Source organism: Streptomyces microflavus, assembly GCF_014650075.1.
GTDB lineage: Bacteria > Actinomycetota > Actinomycetes > Streptomycetales > Streptomycetaceae > Streptomyces > Streptomyces microflavus.
The window spans coordinates 96,163-115,064 of record NZ_BMUG01000003.1; the positions used below are offsets into that span (position 1 = coordinate 96,163).

The window sequence follows — 18,902 nt, forward strand, 5'->3', positions numbered from 1 at the left end:
TGCGGCCTGAGCATGTCAAGAGAATGCGCAAGCACTGCAACACCCGGTCACGTGACGGCACTTAGGGGTGGAGGAGATGGGAGAGCGCTCTCCTGAATGCTGGTCGGAGCGTGTTGTTCCCTCCCGTACGGGGAGGTGTTCCGCGTGCCCGGAGCGACGGGTGGGACGTCGGCGGGAGGGGGGTGGGGAGGAGCTGTCGAGGGCGTTGTCAGTGGTGGGCGGCAGGATGGTGGCCATGACGAACTCAGCCGCTGTGCTCGCCGATGCCGCCGCCTACGCCGCCGCGGTCGAAGAGGCCTCCCAGGCCGCCGCCGCGTACTACGCCACGGGCGAGAGCACCCTCGACGACGACGCGTACGACCGGCTGGCGCGCGGGATCGCCGCATACGAGGCGGACCACCCCGACGAGATACACGAGTCATCACCCACCGGCAAGGTCGCGGGCGGCGCCGCCGTCGGCGACGTTCCGCACACGGTGCCGATGCTCTCGCTGGACAACGTGTTCTCGGCCGAGCAGTTCGCCACCTGGACCGCCTCTCTGGAGCGGCGGATCGGCAGACCGGTCGCGGCTTGGAGTGTGGAGCCGAAGCTGGACGGCCTGGCGGTCGCCGCCCGCTATCGGGAGGGGCGGCTGGAGCGGCTGATCACCCGGGGCGACGGCACGGCGGGCGAGGACGTCTCGCACGCGGCCCCGGCGGTCGTCGGGCTGCCCGAGCGGCTGGACGCACCGGTCACCATCGAGGTGCGCGGCGAGATCCTCATGACGAACGAGCAGTTCGAGCAGGGCAACGCGATCCGCACGGAGCACGGCGGCGCCCCCTTCGCCAACCCGCGCAACGGGGCGGCGGGCACCCTGCGCGCCAAGGACCGGGCGTACCGGGTGGAGACGACCTTCTTCGCCTACGGCGCCCTGCCGCTCGCCGGCTCCGGAGAGCTCTCCGCGACCCTCACCGAGCTGCCCCACAGCGAACTCCTCGCGTACGTCGCCGGGCTCGGCGTGCACACGGCCGCGGCCACGGAGGTGGCGCCGCTCCGGGTGACCACCGTGGAGGAGGTGCAGGCACGGGTCGAGGAGATAGGCGCCCTGCGCGCCGCGCTGCCGTTCGGCATCGACGGCATCGTGATCAAGGCCGACCTCGCCGCCGACCGGCGCGAGGCCGGGTCCGGCACCCGGGCACCGCGCTGGGCCATCGCCTACAAGCTCCCCGCCGTGGAGAAGATCACCCGCCTGCTCTCCGTCGAGTGGAACGTGGGCCGCACCGGCATCATCGCGCCGCGCGCCGTCCTGGAGCCCGTCGAGATCGACGGATCCACCGTCGGCTACGCCACCCTCCACAACCCGGCCGACATCACCCGCCGCGATCTGCGCCTGGGCGACCAGGTCATGGTCTACAAGGCGGGCGACATCATCCCGCGCATCGAGGCGCCCGTCGCCCATCTGCGCACCGGGGACGAGACGCCGATCGAGTTCCCGGCGAGCTGCCCGCAGTGCGGTTCCGAGATCGACACGAGCGAGCAGCGCTGGCGCTGCACCCGCGGCCGCAACTGCCGGCTGGTCGCCTCCGTCTCGTACGCCGCTGGCCGTGACCAGCTCGACATCGAGGGCCTCGGCGCCACCCGGGTCGTCCAGCTCGTCGACGCGGGCCTCGTCAAGGACTTCGCCGACCTGTTCACCCTGGAGCGCGAGCAGCTGCTCGCCCTGGACCGGATGGGCGAGACCTCCACCGACAATCTCCTGGCCGCCATCGCGACCGCCCGCTCGCGCCCGCTGTCCCGGGTCTTCTGCGCCCTGGGCGTACGGGGGACGGGGCGCTCCATGTCCCGCAGGATCGCGCGGTACTTCGCGACCATGGACCACATCGTCGCCGCGGACGCGGAGTCGCTCCAACGGGTCGACGGCATCGGCAAGGAGAAGGCCACGGCGGTCGTCGCCGAGCTGGCGGAGCTGGCCCCGCTGATCGAGAAGCTCGTCCGGGCCGGGGTGACGATGACGGAGCCGGGCGCCACTCCGCCGCCGGAGCCCGGCACGGAGGAGGAGGGCGACGGCGGCGGGACCGGCGCCGAGCTGCCCCTGGCGGGGATGAAGGTGGTGGTCACGGGCGCCATGACCGGGGCGCTGGAGAAGCTGTCGCGCAATCAGATGAACGAGCTGATCGAGCGGGCGGGCGGCAAGTCGTCCTCCAGCGTCTCCGCGCGCACGAGCCTGCTGGTCGCGGGGGAGAAGGCCGGGTCGAAGCGGACCAAGGCGGAGGAGCTGGGGATCCGGATCGCGGCGCCGGAGGAGTTCGCGGAGCTGATCGCGGAGTTCCTGCCGGGGGCGGCCGGGGAGGCCGTCGCGGTGGTGGCTGCTGTGGAGGTGGTGGAGGTGACGGAGGTCGTGGAGCCGGTGGGGGGTGCGGCTGCCGTACCGGCGGCGGAGGTCGCGGAGGTCGCCGAGGTCGTGGAGGTCTGAGACCGGTCGGGCTCCTTTGAATCGGGGAGGAAGTGGCTTTCCCGCACCCGGTATTGCATAGTGAGGGCTTGGTCATGCCTCGCTATCAGCGGGCCGATGGGTGCGTGGACGGCTGCCGCTGGCGGGCCGGGGGTGAGGGGCGATGCGTTCTCTGCACGACGGACAGCCGCACGGCCGTGCCGTCCCCCTGCCGGGCCGGCCCGGGGGCGAAGTCCCCGGCCCCCCGAACCTCGACTCCCCGAACCCTGACCCTCGGACCACGCGCGGGACCGGCCGGTCCGGCGAAGGTCCCGGGCCGCTTCGTGACGGAAGCGGGGCCGTGGGGCTCGGGACCGGGCGCGAGCCCGGGGCGCTCCGGGTGCGCCACGGACACCGTCGGCTCGGCGGCAGGACCGTGGCCGCCCGGGGACTCGCCCTGGATCTCGGCAGCTCCCGCACCCGGGCCTGGGTGCCCGGCCACGGACTGGTCACCGACCCGCTCCTCAGCAGCGACAGCCCCCTCGACGGCCGCGCTCTCGACGGGGACGCCGAACGGCCCGTCCGGCGCGGGCGCATCGTCGACCCCGAGGCCTGCGTGCGGCTGCTCGGGCGTATCGCCGACGCGGCCCTCGGCCCCGACCGTACGGACAGCGTGATCGTCCTCAGCCACCCCGTTCTCGCCGGGGCCGGTCACCGTAACGCCGCGCGGGAGCTGCTCGCCGGTCTTGGACCCACGCGCGTCCTCGTCCTCAGCAGCGCCCGGGCCGCCGCGGCGCACGCCGGGCCGCGCGACGCCGGGCCGCTGCTCGTCGTCGACATGGGCGCCGAGCTGACCGAGGTCACGCTCCTCGTCGGCGGCCGGATCGCCGACGCCCGGCAGGCCGAGACCGGGCTGAGCGACCTGGACCCGGAGACGCTGCCCGCCACCCTCGTCCGTACGGTTCTCGACATGGTGATGTCCATGTGGCGGCAGGACCGGCACGGCGCGATCCGCGGCGCCCTGCGCAAGGGCCCGGTGCTCGCCGGCGGCGGGGCGCTGCGCCCCGACGTCACCGACCGCATCGCCCGGTGCCTCGGCACGCCGGTCCGGCTGGCGGACGACCCGTCGACCACCGTCGTCCGCGGTGCCGGACAGATCCTCAGCTCCGTGCTCCGCCACGGAGTGACGCCCGCCGCCTCCCTGCCCGGCCGACCGAGGTGACCCCGCACCCGGGGCCGCCCCGGGGCAACGCGCTCCGGCCGCGGCAGACCGGTCCAGCGGGGAACACCCGGCGCCTGCCGAACCGTTCGGCGCACGGCTCCCGGCGCCTCCGGACGGCCCCGGCGCACCGGACCCGGAGCGTGCTGGCCGCGCTGGTCCTCGCCGTCCTCACCCTGGTCGGCGGTGCCCCCACCGCAGGTGCCGCGCTCCCCGTCGGCGCCCTCAACAGCCTCTCGCTCACGGTGGCGCACACGCCGAAACCGCCGGCGCCCGCCCCGAAGACCGACCGCACCGCCCACCCCGGCGGCCTCCACCACGACCTGCGGCGCACCCGCACGGCCCCGAGCCCCGTCGGCTCCGGCCCCGGCAGCCGTGGTCTCCGCGACCAGCCGCCCGGCCCCCAGCGGCCCCACGCGCGGCCCGCCCCCGCCCAGCCGCACACCCAAGCCCCTCACGACCGGTCACGGGCCGCCGATCCGGCCCCGCAGACCCCCCGGGCGGGCATCGGCCGCGCCCACCTCACGGGCCACGCGCCACCGCCGTCCTACGACGGGCTGCAGGCCTGCTCACCGGGGCCGATCGTGGAGCGCGGCCCCGTCGAGCCGGTCACCGCGGCCTCCTTCGGCACACCCTCCGGACGCCGGGGCGCGCTGCCCGGTGTCCGCGGTCCTCCGGGCACGGCCGCCGGTCTCCCGACCGGCCACCGGTCCTGCTCTGCCGATCCGGCGTCGCGTCCTCGCTGAGGTGAGGGCGGCCGACGCCCCACCGGAGGATTTCCATGACTCGCGCCACCACGGTGCGAGCGGTTCTGGCTGCCGCCGTCCTGCTCGTTTCCGTCTTCATCACCCTGACCATGTCACCCAGACTCGGCCTCGATCTCCAGGGCGGCACCCGTATGGTGCTCCAGGCCGAGGACTCCGCCACCGTCGAGGCGAACCGGGAGACCACCGACCGCACCCTGGAGGTCCTGCGCCAGCGCATCGACTCCCTCGGGGTCGCCGAACCCGTCCTCACCCGGTCCGGCGAGGACCGGATCATCGTCGAACTGCCCGATGTCCAGGACCCGCGCCAGGCCGCCGCCGTGATCGGCCGCACCGCCCAGCTCAGCTTCCACGCAGTCCAGGGCGCCACACCCCCCGGCACCGAACCCGAGTCCAAGCCCGAGTCCGAGCCCGGATCCGGCCGGCTGACCCTCCCCGACGAACAGGGGACACAGCTCGACCTCGGCCCCGCCCGCCTCTCCGGAGCGGGTGTCAAGGACGCCACCGCCTCCTTCGAGGCCCAGCAGGCGGCCGGCTGGACGGTGAAGCTGGACTTCCACAAGGACGCCGGGAAGGACTGGACCCGGCTGACGGGTGAGGCCGCCTGCCACCCCGCCGGGGACGAGCGGCGGCGCGTCGCGATCGTCCTGGACGAGAAGGTCATCTCCTCGCCCCAGGTCGACCCCTCGGTCGGCTGCCAGGCCGGACTGCCCTCCGGCGGTACCCAGATCACCGGCTCCTTCAGCGCGAAGGAGGCCCGTGACCTGGCCCTGCTCATCAAGGGCGGCGCCCTGCCCGTTCCCGTGGAGATCGTCGAACAGCGGACCGTCGGCCCGACCCTCGGTGCCGCCGCCATCGACGCCAGCGCACAGGCTGCGCTCATCGGCGCCGCCGCCACCGCGCTCTTCATCACCTTCGTCTACCGCCTCTTCGGCGCACTGGCCGCCGTGGCCCTCGCCGCGTACGGGGTGATCTCGTACGCCGCGCTCGTCGGCCTCGGGGTCACCCTCACGCTCCCCGGACTCGCCGGGTTCGTCCTGGCGATCGGGATGGCGGTCGACGCGAACGTCCTGGTCTTCGAACGGGCCAGGGAGGAGTGCCAGGACCGGCCGGCACGTTCTCTGCGCTCGGCGCTGACCACCGGCTTCCAGAAGGCGTTCAGCGCCGTCGCCGACTCGAACATCACCACACTCCTCGCGGCCGGGCTGCTGTTCTTCCTGGGCTCCGGCCCGGTCAAGGGCTTCGGCGTCACCCTCGCCATCGGCGTCGTCGCCTCGATGTTCTCCGCGCTGGTCATCGCCCGGGCGCTCACCGAGATCGCGGCGGGCTCCCGGTTCGTCAGCGACTACCGGGGCGTCAACGGGATCGCGCGCCCCGGCAGCGTACGGACCTGGCTGACCCGCAAGGACCCGCAGCTCTTCCGGAAGCCGGTCCGGTGGCTCGTCGTCTCCACCGCGCTGGTCGCCGTCGCCGTGGCGGGGATCGTGGTGCGCGGGGTCGACCTGGGCGTCGAGTTCACCGGGGGGCGGCTCGTGGAGTACTCCACCAGCCGCCCCGTCGACGTCGAGACCGCCCGCTCCACCCTCGCCGACGCCGGTTTCGGTGACGCCGAGGTCACCACGGCGGGCGACGGCGACATCTCCGTACGCACCGGAAAGCTCGACAACGACGGGGAGCACACCCTGCGCGAAGCACTGGCCACCGAGGGCGGTGAGACCACGAAGGTACGGGACGAACTGATCGGCCCGAGCCTCGGCGACGAACTGCGGCGCAACGCGCTGATCGCCCTGGGCGTCGCCGTGTTCGTCCAGCTCGCCTACCTCGCGATGAGGTTCCGCTGGACGTTCGCCGTGGCCTCGGTCGTGGGGATGGTGCACGACGTGGTGATCGTCGTGGGCGCCTTCGCCTGGCTGGGCAGGCCCGTGGACGGCATCTTCCTGGCCGCCCTGCTCACCGTCATCGGCTACTCGGTCAACGACTCGGTGGTGGTCTTCGACCGGGTACGGGAGCTGTGGGCCGGGAACCGGAAGACACCCCTGGCCACCATCGCGCGCCGGGCGGTCCTCCAGACCGTCCCCCGCACCGTGAACACCGGGATGGGCGCCCTGTTCATCCTGGTCGCCCTCGCGGTGCTGGGCGGCGACTCACTGGCCGACTTCGCGCTCGCCCTGCTCATCGGCATCGTCGTGGGCACCTGGTCCTCGGTGTTCACCGCCGTACCGGGCGCCCTGGTCCTGGAACGTACGACCGGCGCACCCCCGCCCGTACCGGGGAAGGCATCCCGGCGCGCCCGCGCACCCCGGCGCGACCCGCTCGACAACGGGGCCCGCGTCTGACCCCGTACGGGACCCGTCCCCCCGCCCCGCCCCGAACGCCGGGCCGGGCCGGGGGGACGGCTACGGAAGGCGGTCGCGCAGGTAGGCGGCGGTCTCCCGGTCGGCGGGGAGGAACGTCTCGATGGCCAGCTCCGCCACGGTCACGTCCATCGGGGTGTTGAACGTCGCGATCGAGGCGATGAACGACAGCACCTGGCCCCCGTGCTCGATCACCAGGGGCAGGGCGAACGAGGGCGTGCCCTCCCCGGCCCGGTCACCGGCGCCCCGGTCCGCGACCGGATAGCCGGCCACCTCCTCGTACAGCGCGCGCAGCTCCGGCGACCGTACGAGCGCGATCTGGCGTTCCATCTGCGCCAGCAGATCCGCCCGCCACTCCGGCAGGTTCAGGATGCGCGGCGCGAGCCCCGCCGGGTGGAGGGTGATCCGCATGGCGTTGAGCGGAGGGGTGAGCAGCTCCTCGGAGATGCCCTCCATGAGCAGGGCGATACCCCTGTTGGCCGCCACCACGTCGTACCTGCCGTCCACGACGAGCGCCGGATACGGCTCGTACCCCGCCAGCAGCCGGTCCAGCCCCTCGTGCACCGAGGCCATCGCGGGGTCGTCGAGCGGCGTCTGCGCGTAACGAGGGGCGTAACCGGCCACCACCAGCAGGGCGTTGCGCTCCCGGACGGGAATGTCCAGCTGCTCGGCCAGGCGCAGGACCATATCCTCGCTGGGGCGCGAACGGCCCGTCTCGATGAAGGAGATGTGCCGGGCCGAGGAGTCCGCGCGCAGCGCCAGATCCAGCTGGCTGATCCGCCGCTGCTCCCGCCAGCCGCGCAGCAGGGGACCCACGCCCGTGTCGGGGGAGACAGTTCTCATGGGGAGACCGTAACGTCGGACGACCGGTCGTACGTCGCCATCCGAGACCCACGGGAGCCGCTCCATGTCCGCCGAACCGCTGTCGAGGACCGAGACCGAACACCGTCTTGAGGCGCTGCCCGGCTGGGCGCTGGAAGGCGACCGGATCACCCGGACCTTCCGGCTGCCGTCGCACTTCGCCGCCGCCGCGCTGACCGTCCACATCGCGCAGATCCAGGAGGAGCTGAACCATCACTCCGATCTGACGCTCGGGTACAACACCGTGGCCCTCTCCGTCCATACGCACGACGCCGGTGGCGCGGTCACGGAGAAGGACCTCGAACTGGCCGCCAGGGTCGCGGCCGCCGCACCGGCCCACGGAGCGGAATAGGGCCCCAGGGGCAGGCCCGGGAGCGGAATAGGAGCTCCATGGGCAGACCCGCCTCAGCTCACCAGCCCGAACCGCGGATTCCCGGCGAGCCACCGTGCGTAGACGGGGCTGCGCGACACGGCCTCCGCGTACGCCGCCCGGGTCTGCCCGGCCACCGCCACCGCCGCGGCGTCCGCGGCGGGCGAGTGCGGGTGCCAGCCCAGCAGGTGCCGCCAGCTGAGCGGTGAACCCGCGAGCGGCCGGGTCACCAGGCCGGGGACCGGCGGGAACGTCGCCCGGCACAATCCGATCGCCCGCCCGACCTGCACCAGATGGACGACGGACGAGGTGTCCGTCTCGTACACCGACACCGGGGTGAAACCGGCCCGCGCGCAGGCCGTGGCGAAACAGTCGGCGAAACAGCCGTCCCCCGGAACGTCGGCCCAGCACTGGTCCGCGAGCGCGGCGAGCTCCAGCTCCTCCTCACCGGCCAGCGGATGGTCCTCCGGCAGCATCACGAAGACCGGGTCCACCCCCACCACCTCCCAGACCAGCCGCTCGGCCAGCGGCGGCGGACTCTCGCCGCAGGTGCCGATCAGCGCGAAGTCGAGGCGCCCGTCGATCGTGAGGGCGGCGATCTCGTCCACCGACCACGAGGTGTACGTGGAGACCGGCGCCGCCGGGTGCGCCGTGGCGATCCGGTCGACCAGACCGCCGAGCAGCGGACCGTGCGTACCGCCCAGCCGGAACCGCTCCAGCGGCCCGGTGGCATTGGCGAACCGCACCGCCTCCGCCTGGAGTTCGCTCACCGCGGGCAGCACCACCCGGGCCCGCTCCAGCACCAGTTCGCCGAGTGGAGTGGCACGGGCGCCCGTGTGGTCACGCTCGAAGAGCGTGCCGCCCAGGGCCTTCTCGATCCGCCGCAGCTGGGCGCTGAGCGCGGGCTGGGCGAGGCCCAGCGTGGCGGCGGCCTTGGTGAGGCTGCCGGTGTCGGCGATGGCACGGACGGTTCTCAGATGGCGCAACTCCAGCTCCATAAAGGCAAGTTATGGCCCCTGGCCCGCCCCGGCAATATGTCGGTCACTCTTCGGTACGGGCAATGTTTCCGGGCTGTACCTCCGGCGCACGGGGCGCCGGAGGGTCCCGCTCCAGTTCAGCCGTGCCAGGCGCCGTCCCGGGCCGCCTCGCGGGTGAACGCGGTGAACTCCTTCGCCTCCCGGCCCAGCACCCGCTTCACATCGTCCGTGGTGGCGGAGTTGTGGCCGTCGAGCAGTGTCGCGAACAGCTCGGCCAGGAACCCGGCCTCGGGCCCGAACACCCCGAACCCCTCCAGCACCTCCGCGTACGCCGGACCGCTCACGGGCACGTACCGCACCGGCCGCCCCGCCGCCCGGCCGAGCTCCGCCGCCGCTTCCTCGAACGTCAGGCTCCGGGGCCCCGTCAGCTCGTACACCGCGCCCGCGTGCCCGTCCCCGGTCAGCGCCGCCACCACCACATCGGCCAGGTCGTCGATGTCCAGGAAGGGCTCCGCCGTCGACCCGGCCGGAAAGACCAGCTCACCGCCGAGCACACTGTCCAGCAGGGCCCCCTCGCTGAAGTTCTGCGCGAAGAACGCCGACCGTACGACGGTGAGCTCGACCTCCCCGCACGCACCGCGCAGCGCCTCCTCGGCCACGGCCGCCTGCGGTTCGCCGCGCCCCGAGAGCAGCACCACCCGGCGGAGTCCGCTCGCCGCCGCAACCCGTCCGAACGCCGCCATCGCCCCGGCCGCGCCGGGCACCGCCAGATCCGGGTAGTACGCCACATAGGCGGCCTCCGTACCGTCCAGCGCGGCCGCCCACCCCGACTCGTCCTGCCAGTCGAAGGGCACCTCGCCGGCCCGCGACCCGGCCCGCACCGGCACCCCCAGCGCCGCCAGCCGCTCCGCGACCCGGCGGCCGGTCTTGCCGGTGCCACTCGTCACCAGAACCGTGCCCATGACCCGCGCCCCTTCCTGCGCGGTGCCGTCGGCCGCGCCCTTCTTCGTATACGTCGTGTTCGTCGTGTTCTTCGTCATGGCTCCAGACTTCCGGGACCCGGCCGCCGGGAACATCGTCGAGAAGCTCAGCTCCCTCCGCCTGCGTCTACGCTGTCGGCCATGGACGCTCTCGCCGGACTCCTGGACGGGCCGCGGGCGCGGGGCGCCTTCCTCCTGCGCATGGTGATGGAGCCGCCCTGGGCGGTACGGGTCGCCGACCGCGCCCCCATCTGCCTGATGTCGGTCACCCGGGGCGCGGCCTGGATCGTCCCGCCGGAGGGTGCCGCGCCGGTCCGCCTGGTGCCCGGTGACATCGCGGTGGTCCGCGGCCCCCACCCGTACACCGTCGCCGACGCCACCGGCACCGACCCGGGCGCCCTGGTCGGCCCCGGCGGTCTCTGCACCACCCTCCACGGGCAGCCGCTCTCCCAGGAGATGGTGCTGGGGGTACGGACCTGGGGCAACGCCGCCCACGGCTCCACGGCGGTCCTCGTCGGCACCTACCTGATGGACGGCGAGATCAGCCGCCGGCTGCTCGACGCGCTGCCCCCGCTGCTCCGGCTCCCCGCCGACGCCCGGACCGGGCCGCTGCTGCGGCTGCTCGACGCGGAGATCGCCCAGGACGAGCCGGGGCAGCACGTCGTCCTGGACCGGCTGCTCGACCTGCTGCTCATCGCCGTGCTGCGCGGCTGGTTCTCCCGGCCCGGCGCCGAGGCCCCCGCCTGGTACCGGGCCATGAGCGACCCCGTCGTCGGGGTGGCGCTCCGGCTCCTCCAGGACGACCCGGCGCACCCCTGGACCGTCGCCTCGCTCGCCGCCCGGGCCGGGGTGTCGCGGGCCGGGCTCGCCCGCCGCTTCACCGAACTCGTCGGCGAGCCCCCGATGGCGTACCTCACCGGCTGGCGGCTCGCGCTCGCCGCCGACCTGCTCCGGGAGAGCGACGCCACGGTGGAGGCGGTGGGCCGGAAGGTCGGCTACAGCGCCCCTTTCGCGTTCAGTACGGCGTTCAAGCGCGTCCGGGGAGTGAGCCCGCAGGAGTACCGCGGCAACTTGCCGGAGCAGCAACAGAACTTGCCCGAACGCTGACCTCCGGTGAGGGTGGCGCCATGAGCAGCCACGCCGGACACGGCCACCACGACGCGCACACCCACGCCCACACCCACGCCCACACCCACAGCCACGGACCGGGCGCCGCAGGCGCGGGCACGGAGTTCGACTGGGACGTCATGGGCCCGATGCTGGAGCAGGAGGCGGAACTCAACAGCGGACCGTACGAGGAAGCGGCCCGCTGGATCGCCGCCCTGCCCACCGCCCCGAAGGTGCGCCGGGTGCTGGACGTCGGCAGCGGCCCCGGCGTCGTCACCTGCCTGCTGGCCGAGGTGTTCCCCGAGGCCGAAGTCGTCGCCGTGGACCCCACGCCCGCCCTGCTGGAGCGGACGAAGGACCGGGCCCGGCGCCTCGGGGTGAGCGACCGCGTCCGGACGCTGGAGGCCGAACTTCCGCAGGACGCAGCACGGTTGGGGGAGGCCGACCTCATCTGGGCCGGTAACTCCCTGCATCACATGGGCGACCAGCGCGCCGCCCTCGCCGGATTCGCCGAGAACCTGCGCCCCGGCGGGACCGTGGCGCTCCTGGAGGGCGGGCTCCCCACCCGGCGGCTGCCCCGGGACCTCGGCATCGGACGGCCCGGCCTGGAGGCCAGGATGGACGCGGCCTCCGCCGCCCGGTTCGACCGGATGCGGACCGAGCTCCCGGACAGCAAGCGGGAGGCCGAGGACTGGAGCGCCCTGATCGCGGCGGTCGGGCTGACCCCGCAGGGCACGCGCAGCTTCCTGCTGGACCTGCCGGCCCCGCTCTCCGCGTCCGCCCGCGAGCATGTGATCACCAAGCTGACCCGGGAGTACGAGGTCTTCGGCGAGCTGCTCGACGCCGAGGACCGCGCCGTACTGGAACGGCTGCTGGACCCCGAGGACCCGGCGGGGCTCCACCACCGGCCCGACGTCTACCTGCTCACCGCCCGCACGGTCCACCTCGGCCGCCGCGACTGAGACACCCTACGGGCCCTCTTCAGGAGGGCACCGGCTCCAACTGCCACCACTGGAAGGGGGAGTCGGTGTCCTCCCACTGCTGGACCGTCCCGCCCTCCTCGGTCGAACGGTCGGCGACCTCCATGACGAGTCCGCTGATGAAGCTGACCAGAGTCACCGTCCCCGGTGCCTCCAGATGCTGCTCGATGAGCCACTCCTGGGCGCCGAAGTTGTTGGCCTTCCACTGCTGGATGCGGACACCGTTCTCCGTGTCGGCATTGGCGACGTCCAGCCGCTTCCCGCTGTGCGCGTTGACCAGGTGGTAGAGGGCCGCGCCCTCGTGCACCGGGGAGAGCTGCCACTGCTGGGCCGCCGTCCCGTCCTCCTTGCCCTGCTGCACCCGGGCACCGCTGCCCTTGGCCGCGCCGTACACCTCCAGCACCAGGCCGCTGCCGACATTGCGCAGACGGTACGTGCCCGTCTCGACGACGGGCGCCGGATCGCTGCTCATCTTGCTCTCTCCCCGTTGGAGTTGGAGTGGGACCGTCGGCCGGGTGTCCGGGGACGGACCGACGAAGGCGCCCCCACCTCGGTCGGGGTGGGGGCGCCGGACGAACCTGGCGCTCAGGCGCCGATGTTGAACCCGGCCGGGTCCGGACCGAGCCGCTTGCCCTCGTCCAGCGCCGCGAAGGCGGCGAGGTCGTCGGCGTCCAGCTCGAAACCGAACACGTCGAGATTCTCCTCGATCCGCGACGGGGTCACGGACTTCGGGATCACGATGTTGCCCGTCTGCAGATGCCAGCGCAGGACGGCCTGGGCGGGGGTGCGGCCGTGCTTCTGGGCGATGGCGACGACCGTCGGCACCTCCAGGAGACCCTTGCCCTGGCCCAGCGGCGACCAGGCCTCGGTGGCGATCCCGTGCTCGGCGTGGAAGGCGCGCGCCTCGGCCTGCTGGAACTGGGGGTGCAGCTCGATCTGGTTGAGGACGGGGACCACGGAGGTCTCGTCCAGCAGCCGCTTCAAGTGCTCGGGGTAGAAGTTCGACACACCGATCGCCTTGGCGCGGCCGTCGGCGTAGATCTTCTCGAACGCCTTGTACGTGTCGGTGTACGCGTCCTTGGCCGGGACCGGCCAGTGGATCAGATACAGGTCGACGTAGTCCAGGCCGAGCTTGTCCAGCGAGGCGTCGAAGGCACGCAGCGTGTTGTCGTAACCCTGGTCGCCGTTCCACAGCTTGGTGGTGATGAAGAGCTCGTCACGGGCGACACCCGAGGCGGCGACGGCCTTGCCGGTGCCCACCTCGTTCTCGTAGATCGCGGCGGTGTCGATGGAGCGGTACCCGGACTCGATGGCCTTCGCGACCGCCTTCGTCGCCTCGTCGTCCGGCACCTGCCAGACACCGAAACCGAGCTGCGGCATTTCGAGGCCGTTGTTGAGGGTGATGGAGGGGACCTGGCTCACGAGCGGTCGATCCTAACGTCGTCGGTTGGTACTCCCCACGACAACGAGCGGGCGGCCCCGGTCATTCCCGTTCCATGATCCGGAATGGGCGGTGGCCGGTCAGTGGTAGAGCGCGTCGACCTCGACCGCGTACGCCGTCTCGATCGCCCTGCGCTTCAGCTTCAGCGACGGCGTCAGCAGCCCGTGCTCCTCGGTGAACGGGTGGGCCAGTATCCGGAACGTACGGATCGACTCGGCCTGCGAAACCGCCGTGTTGGCGGCCACCACCGCCCGCCTGACCTCCATTTCCAGGTCCGGGTCGCGCACCAGCTCGGCGGGGCCCAGCGGCGTGCGGCCCTGCATGGAGAGCCAGTGGTCCACGGACTCCTGGTCGACGGTGACCAGCGCCGCGATGTACGGGCGGTCGTTGCCGACGACGATGCACTGGGCGACCAGCGGATGGGCCCGCACCCGCTCCTCCAGACCGGCCGGCGACACGCTCTTGCCGCCGGACGTCACCAGGATCTCCTTCTTCCGCCCGGTGATCGTCAGATAGCCGTCCTCGTCCAGCGAACCGAGGTCCCCGGTGGCCAGCCAGCCGTCTTCGAAGGTGGCCCGGGTCGCCGCCGGATTGTTCAGGTAGCCGGAGAAGACGTTGGGGCCGTGCACCCACACCTCGCCGTCGTCCGCGATGTGCACCGAGGTGCCGGGGATGGGCAGCCCGACCGTGCCGTACCGGGTGCGCTCGGGCGGGTTGGCGGTCGCCGCCGCCGTGGACTCGGTGAGCCCGTACCCCTCGAAGACACTCACCCCGGCGCCCGCGAAGAACAGGCCGAGCCGGCGGTTCATGCCCGAGCCGCCCGACATCGCGTGCCGCACCCGGCCGCCCATCGCGTCGCGGACCCTCTTGTAGACGACCTTGTCGAAGAACTGGTGCTGCATCCGCAGCCCGGCGGACGGTCCGGGCCCGAGGCCGAACGCCTTCTGCTCCAGCGCCTCGGCGTACTTCACCGCGATGTCCACGGCCTTGTCGAACGGCCCGGCCCTCCCCTCCGCCTCGGCCTTGCGCCGGGCGCCGTTGAAGACCTTCTCGAAGATGTACGGCACCGCCAGGATGAACGTGGGCCGGAACGTCATCAGGTCCGGCATCAGGGCGTTCGCCGACAGCTCCGGCTGGTGGCCGAGTTTGACCCGCCCCCGTACCGCCGCGATCTCCACCATCCGGCCGAAGACGTGCGCCAGCGGCAGGAAGAGCAGGGTGGCCGCCTCGTCGCCGGGCTTGGAGTGGAACACGGGCTCCCAGCGGGCGACCATCGTGTCGCTCTCGAACATGAAGCTCGCATGGGTGATCACGCACCCCTTGGGGCGGCCCGTCGTGCCCGAGGTGTAGATCACCGTCGCCACGGACTCGGGTGTCACCGCGCGCCGGTGCCGGTGCACCACCTCGTCGTCGACCATCCCGCCAGCGCCGACCAGCTCGTCCACCGCACCGGCGTCCAGCTGCCAGAGCCGCTTGAGGTTCGGCAGCCGGTCGATCACCGAGCCGACGGTCATCGCGTGGTCCTCGTGCTCGACCATCACCGCCACCACTTCGGCGTCGTGCAGCATCCAGTGGACCTGCTCGGCGGACGAGGTCGGGTAGATGGGCACCGACTGGGCCCCGACCGACCAGAGCGCGAAGTCGAAGAGCGTCCACTCGTACCGGGTACGGGACATCAGGGCGACCCGGTCGCCGAACCGGATCCCGTGCGCGATCAGGCCCTTGGCCAGGGCCAGCACCTCGTCGCGGAAAGCCGCCGAGCTCACATCCCGCCACTGTCCTCCCGCGTCCTTGCGGCCGAGCGCGACCCGCTGCGGATCGTCGTCCGCGTAGTCGAAGACCGCATCGGCCAGACCGCCGACTTGGGGCGGCGCGGCCATGGGTGGGACAGTGAATTCACGCAATGACCTGCTCCTCGTGGCGCTCCGCACAGCGCCGCGACGCTACCCCAACCAGGGGCCCGGCGGGAGGGTCCGAACCCCCCGTAAAACGTGGCATTCGCAGAGGTCAACCGTCGAAATCCGGCCAGATGGGCAAGGCCCGGGCGCACTTCTGACGGAGGCGTAAGCGGCTCGCGGTCAAATCTCCACCGAATCCGACCGAGGTGATCACTCCCGGTCTCTGGCGGTACGAGGTGTTATGCACCGCTATCGGCCGGTGCTGTCCTCGGGGTGCACACCGCTCTTGGCCGGTACGAGTCATCCTCCGCCACCCCGGTGCAGCCGGTCCCCGCCCGCCAGGATGGCCGCCGCCAGCGCGTCCGCCGCCTCCTGCGCCGCGCCCCGGCGGTCACCGTGCAGCAGGACGAAGTCGACGCCGCCCGGCTCCGGCAGCCCCGCCCGCGCCGGAACCGGCACGAGCCCCGGCGGGATCAGCCCCCGCGAGTGCACCATCACGCCAAGACCCGCCCGCGCCGCCGCGACCAGGGCGCTCAGGCTCGTACTCGTACACGCGATCCGCCAGGCCCGCCCGTGCTCCTCCAGGACCTCCAGTGCGCGGGCCCGGGTGATGCCCGGCGGCGGGAAGACGATGAGCGGCACCGGACGTTCCGGGTCGATCCGCAGCTGCGGCGCGCCGATCCAGTCCAGCGCGTCCTGCCACACCAGCTCGCCGTGTGTGTCGCCGGTCCTCCGCTTGGCCAGCACCAGGTCGAGCCTGCCCGCCTCCAGCTGCCGGTGCAGCGTCCCGGACAGCTCCACCGTGAGTTCCAGTTCGACCTCCGGATGGTCGCGGCGGAACGACTCCAGGATCTCCGGCAGCCGGGTCAGCACGAAGTCCTCGGACGCCCCGAAACGGAGCCGGCCGCGCAGCCGGGTGCCCGCGAAGAACGCCGCGGCCCGCTCGTGCGCCCGCAGGATCGTCCGGGCGAAACCGAGCATCGCCTCCCCGTCCTCGGTCAGGTCGACCCGGTGGGTGTCCCGGGCGAACAGCTGCCGGCCGGCCGCCTCCTCCAGCCGCCGGACGTGCTGGCTGACGGTGGACTGCCGGATCCCGAGCCGACGGGCGGCCTGGGTGAAGCTCAAGGTCTGGGCAACCGCGAGGAAGGTGCGGAGCTGGGCGGGGTCGTAGGAGGTGTCCACGCCCACCACGCTAACGTCCTCCATCGCGTTCCGTGATGACAGTCAGAGCGGTGTGAGGGATTCCCGATCGCCGGGCTCCGGGCAGGATGGTGGGGTCCACCAGCGCGCCGAAGAATCACGTGGAGCACATGAGCCGCCGCCGCACCCTCGCCCTGCCGTCCTGGCTGCCGGTCGACGCGTACATCCTGGCGCTGATCGGCACGGTCGTCCTCGCCGCGCTGCTGCCCGCCCGGGGCACCGCCGCCGACGTGGCGGGCGGGGCCTCCACCGGGGCGGTCGCCCTGCTCTTCTTCCTCTACGGGGCCCGGCTCTCCACCGCCGAGGCGCTGGACGGGCTGAAGCACTGGCGGCTCCACCTCACCGTCCTGGCCTGCACGTTTCTCATCTTTCCGCTGCTGGGGCTGGCGAGCGGGGGCCTGGTTCCGTACGTGCTGACGCCCGAGCTCCAGGCGGGCTTCCTCTTCCTGTGCCTGGTGCCGTCGACGATCCAGTCCTCGATCGCCTTCACCTCGATCGCCCGGGGCAACGTGCCCGCCGCGATCTGCGCCGGATCCTTCTCCAGCCTCGCCGGGATCCTCCTCACCCCGCTGCTCGCGGCCCTCCTGCTCGGCTCCACCGGCGGCGGGTTCTCGGCGGACTCGCTGCTGAAGATCGTGCTCCAGCTGCTCGTGCCGTTCCTCGCCGGACAGTTCCTGCGCCGCTGGGTCGGCGGCTTCCTGGCCCGGCACAAGAAGGTGCTCGGTCTGGTGGACCGTGGCTCGATCCTGCTGGTCGTCTACACCGCGTTCAGCGAGGGCATGGTCGCCGGTATCTGGCATCAGGTCACCCCCGCCCGGCTCGGCGGCCTGCTCGCGGCGGAGGCGGTCCTGCTCGCGGTGATGCTGGCGCTGACCTGGTACGGGGCTCGGCGGCTCGGCTTCGGCCGGGAGGACCGGATCGCCATCCAGTTCGCCGGATCGAAGAAGAGCCTGGCGGCGGGGCTGCCGATGGCGAGCGTGCTGTTCGGGGCGCATGCGAGCCTCGCCGTGCTGCCACTGATGCTCTTCCACCAGATGCAGCTGATGGTCTGCGCGGTCATCGCCAAACGCCGCTCGCGGGACCCGGAGCCCGAGTCGGTGCGGAACCGGGAGGACGCCGGTTCCGGGCCGGTGTCGGACCCGGCGGTTACGGTGACTTCGTGACTTTCCAACCGCTGGAGGACGACTTTCCCCACGGCGCGGGCAACCCCGCCCGCGGCGCTCTGCGGCACGCGGGCTACACCCGGCTCGCCCAGCTCACCGAGGTGACGGCGGCGGAAGTGCTGGCGCTGCACGGGGTCGGTCCGAAGGCGGTCAGGGTGCTGCGCGAGGCGCTGGCGGCCGAGGGGCTGTCCTTCGCCGGGGAGTGAGCCCCGGGGCTTCCCGGCCGGTGGGTGAGGCCGTCAGTGGACCCCCGACTCCAGCGCGATCCGGTGCTCACCCGCGTACACGTTCATCGAAGGCCCCCGCAGGAACCCCACCAGGGTCAGTCCGCTCTCCGCCGCCAGGTCCACCGCCAGCGATGACGGCGCCGAGACCGCGGCGAGTACCGGGATCCCGGCCATCACCGCCTTCTGCGCCAGCTCGAACGAGGCCCGCCCCGACACCAGCAGTACCGCCCGCGACAACGGCAGCCGCCCGTCCGTCAGCGCCCGTCCCACCAGCTTGTCGACCGCGTTGTGCCGCCCCACGTCCTCCCGGACGTCCAGCAGCTCGCCCTCCTCGGAGAAGAGGGCCGCCGCGTGCAGCCCCCCGGTCCGGTCGAACACCTTCTGCGCTTCCCGCAGCCGGTCCGGGAGGGCGGAGAGCAGCTCGGGCGTCACGCGTACCGGGGGAGTGTCGCCGACCGGGTGCCGGGTGGTGGTGCGCACCGCGTCCAGGCTGGCCTTGCCGCACAGGCCGCAGGAGGAGGTGGTGTAGACGTTCCGCTCCAGCGTGATGTCGGGGACCACGACCCCGGGGGCGAGCTTCACGTCCACCACGTTGTACGTGTTCACCCCGTCGGCGGTCGCCCCGGCGCAGTAGACGATCGACTGGACCTCGTCCCCCTCGGCGATCACGCCCTCGCTCACCAGGAACCCCGCCGCCAGCGCGAAGTCGTCACCCGGGGTGCGCATCGTGATGGCCAGCGGCTTTCCGTTCAGCCGGATCTCCAGGGGCTCCTCCGCGACGAGCGTGTCGGCGCGGGAGGAGACGGCCCCGTCCCGGATGCGGAGGGTGCGGCGGCGCTCGGTGACCCGTCCCATGAGGCTGAACCCGATTCTGTCGGTGTGCGGAGCCGAAGCCTGGCCCCGTCATTGTCCTGCACACGCACCGCGCCGGCACAGCACGGGGGCCGGGCT

General features: G+C 72.8%; 17 protein-coding genes. 9 read left to right on the forward strand and 8 right to left on the reverse strand.

From position 1 onward, the window contains the following. Positions 1-235 precede the first annotated feature (235 nt). The 4 genes from ligA (at position 236) to secD (ending at position 6,729) form a co-directional block, all read left to right on the forward strand. Positions 236-2,452: an NAD-dependent DNA ligase LigA gene (ligA, locus tag IE264_RS09440; protein ID WP_051821821.1), complete on the forward strand. Its 2,217-nt coding sequence runs from the start codon at positions 236-238 to the stop codon at positions 2,450-2,452. A 448-nt stretch (positions 2,453-2,900) separates the two neighbouring features. Beyond that, positions 2,901-3,632, forward strand: a complete 732-nt coding sequence (locus IE264_RS09445; RefSeq protein WP_078657457.1) for a rod shape-determining protein — start codon at positions 2,901-2,903, stop codon at positions 3,630-3,632. A gap of 140 nt (positions 3,633-3,772) precedes the next feature. Continuing rightward, positions 3,773-4,375 carry a hypothetical protein gene (locus IE264_RS09450; RefSeq protein ID WP_032757083.1) on the forward strand — a complete coding sequence of 201 codons (603 nt, stop codon included), beginning with the start codon at positions 3,773-3,775 and terminating at the stop codon, positions 4,373-4,375. 35 nt (positions 4,376-4,410) lie between these two features. After that, complete coding sequence (gene secD, locus IE264_RS09455) at positions 4,411-6,729, forward strand: protein translocase subunit SecD (protein WP_032757006.1); 2,319 nt, start codon at positions 4,411-4,413, stop codon at positions 6,727-6,729. 60 nt (positions 6,730-6,789) lie between these two features. Here secD and IE264_RS09460 read toward each other — a convergent pair whose 3' ends face one another. Beyond that, positions 6,790-7,590, reverse strand: a complete 801-nt coding sequence (locus IE264_RS09460; protein ID WP_015612539.1) for a helix-turn-helix domain-containing protein — start codon at positions 7,588-7,590, stop codon at positions 6,790-6,792. A gap of 64 nt (positions 7,591-7,654) precedes the next feature. Here IE264_RS09460 and IE264_RS09465 point away from each other — a divergent pair, with 64 nt between their 5' ends. Continuing rightward, positions 7,655-7,960: a 4a-hydroxytetrahydrobiopterin dehydratase gene (locus IE264_RS09465; protein WP_015612540.1), complete on the forward strand. Its 306-nt coding sequence runs from the start codon at positions 7,655-7,657 to the stop codon at positions 7,958-7,960. Between the two features lie 53 nt (positions 7,961-8,013). On the opposite strand, the gene IE264_RS09470 is transcribed toward IE264_RS09465, so the two are convergent. Together IE264_RS09470 and IE264_RS09475 are read right to left on the reverse strand one after the other, a co-directional pair. Then, entirely contained in the window at positions 8,014-8,976 is a 963-nt protein-coding gene (locus IE264_RS09470) for a LysR family transcriptional regulator (protein WP_015612541.1), read from the reverse strand. A gap of 116 nt (positions 8,977-9,092) precedes the next feature. Further along, on the reverse strand, positions 9,093-9,995 hold the full coding sequence (locus IE264_RS09475; protein WP_032757005.1) for a Rossmann-fold NAD(P)-binding domain-containing protein: 903 nt from the start codon (positions 9,993-9,995) through the stop codon (positions 9,093-9,095). A gap of 81 nt (positions 9,996-10,076) precedes the next feature. On the opposite strand from IE264_RS09475, the gene IE264_RS09480 reads away from it, so the two are divergent. Together IE264_RS09480 and IE264_RS09485 are read left to right on the forward strand one after the other, a co-directional pair. Further along, the gene (locus IE264_RS09480) at positions 10,077-11,042 is read left to right on the forward strand and encodes an AraC family transcriptional regulator (RefSeq protein WP_015612543.1); all 966 of its coding nucleotides are present in this window, start codon (positions 10,077-10,079) and stop codon (positions 11,040-11,042) included. Positions 11,043-11,062: 20 nt separating this feature from the next. After that, positions 11,063-12,004 (forward strand): class I SAM-dependent methyltransferase, encoded by a 942-nt coding sequence (locus IE264_RS09485; protein ID WP_032757004.1) that lies wholly within the window; start codon positions 11,063-11,065, stop codon positions 12,002-12,004. Positions 12,005-12,023: 19 nt separating this feature from the next. On the opposite strand, the gene IE264_RS09490 is transcribed toward IE264_RS09485, so the two are convergent. From IE264_RS09490 to IE264_RS09505, 4 genes are all read right to left on the reverse strand, one after another. Continuing rightward, positions 12,024-12,494, reverse strand: coding sequence for an RICIN domain-containing protein (locus IE264_RS09490; RefSeq protein WP_032757003.1), 471 nt, complete (start codon positions 12,492-12,494; stop codon positions 12,024-12,026). Positions 12,495-12,607: 113 nt separating this feature from the next. Then, entirely contained in the window at positions 12,608-13,444 is an 837-nt protein-coding gene (locus IE264_RS09495; protein WP_032757002.1) for an aldo/keto reductase, read from the reverse strand. 99 nt (positions 13,445-13,543) lie between these two features. Next, positions 13,544-15,343: an AMP-dependent synthetase/ligase gene (locus tag IE264_RS09500; protein ID WP_032757001.1), complete on the reverse strand. Its 1,800-nt coding sequence runs from the start codon at positions 15,341-15,343 to the stop codon at positions 13,544-13,546. A 318-nt stretch (positions 15,344-15,661) separates the two neighbouring features. Further along, positions 15,662-16,543, reverse strand: coding sequence for a LysR substrate-binding domain-containing protein (locus tag IE264_RS09505; RefSeq protein ID WP_031123405.1), 882 nt, complete (start codon positions 16,541-16,543; stop codon positions 15,662-15,664). Positions 16,544-16,671: 128 nt separating this feature from the next. On the opposite strand from IE264_RS09505, the gene IE264_RS09510 reads away from it, so the two are divergent. Together IE264_RS09510 and IE264_RS09515 are read left to right on the forward strand one after the other, a co-directional pair. After that, positions 16,672-17,724 (forward strand): bile acid:sodium symporter family protein, encoded by a 1,053-nt coding sequence (locus IE264_RS09510; protein WP_032757082.1) that lies wholly within the window; start codon positions 16,672-16,674, stop codon positions 17,722-17,724. Beyond that, positions 17,721-17,930 carry a helix-hairpin-helix domain-containing protein gene (locus IE264_RS09515; RefSeq protein ID WP_015612550.1) on the forward strand — a complete coding sequence of 70 codons (210 nt, stop codon included), beginning with the start codon at positions 17,721-17,723 and terminating at the stop codon, positions 17,928-17,930. Before IE264_RS09510 ends, IE264_RS09515 begins: the two co-directional genes overlap by 4 nt. Positions 17,931-17,963: 33 nt before the next feature. Here IE264_RS09515 and fdhD read toward each other — a convergent pair whose 3' ends face one another. Beyond that, a complete protein-coding gene (gene fdhD / locus IE264_RS09520; RefSeq protein WP_032757000.1) occupies positions 17,964-18,806 on the reverse strand; it encodes a formate dehydrogenase accessory sulfurtransferase FdhD in 843 nt (280 codons plus the stop codon). Positions 18,807-18,902: the final 96 nt, after the last annotated feature.

What these genes read in the sequence shown, in the direction of transcription:
- ligA (WP_051821821.1), top strand. Translation starts at nt 236, where the DNA reads ATGACGAACTCAGCCGCTGTGCTCGCCGATGCCGCCGCCTACGCCGCC.
- secD (WP_032757006.1), top strand. Translation starts at nt 4,411, where the DNA reads ATGACTCGCGCCACCACGGTGCGAGCGGTTCTGGCTGCCGCCGTCCTG.
- IE264_RS09460 (WP_015612539.1), bottom strand. Translation starts at nt 7,590, where the DNA reads ATGAGAACTGTCTCCCCCGACACGGGCGTGGGTCCCCTGCTGCGCGGC.
- IE264_RS09465 (WP_015612540.1), top strand. Translation starts at nt 7,655, where the DNA reads ATGTCCGCCGAACCGCTGTCGAGGACCGAGACCGAACACCGTCTTGAG.
- IE264_RS09470 (WP_015612541.1), bottom strand. Translation starts at nt 8,976, where the DNA reads ATGGAGCTGGAGTTGCGCCATCTGAGAACCGTCCGTGCCATCGCCGAC.
- IE264_RS09475 (WP_032757005.1), bottom strand. Translation starts at nt 9,995, where the DNA reads ATGACGAAGAACACGACGAACACGACGTATACGAAGAAGGGCGCGGCC.
- IE264_RS09480 (WP_015612543.1), top strand. Translation starts at nt 10,077, where the DNA reads ATGGACGCTCTCGCCGGACTCCTGGACGGGCCGCGGGCGCGGGGCGCC.
- IE264_RS09485 (WP_032757004.1), top strand. Translation starts at nt 11,063, where the DNA reads ATGAGCAGCCACGCCGGACACGGCCACCACGACGCGCACACCCACGCC.
- IE264_RS09490 (WP_032757003.1), bottom strand. Translation starts at nt 12,494, where the DNA reads ATGAGCAGCGATCCGGCGCCCGTCGTCGAGACGGGCACGTACCGTCTG.
- IE264_RS09500 (WP_032757001.1), bottom strand. Translation starts at nt 15,343, where the DNA reads ATGGCCGCGCCGCCCCAAGTCGGCGGTCTGGCCGATGCGGTCTTCGAC.
- IE264_RS09510 (WP_032757082.1), top strand. Translation starts at nt 16,672, where the DNA reads ATGAGCCGCCGCCGCACCCTCGCCCTGCCGTCCTGGCTGCCGGTCGAC.
- fdhD (WP_032757000.1), bottom strand. Translation starts at nt 18,806, where the DNA reads ATGGGACGGGTCACCGAGCGCCGCCGCACCCTCCGCATCCGGGACGGG.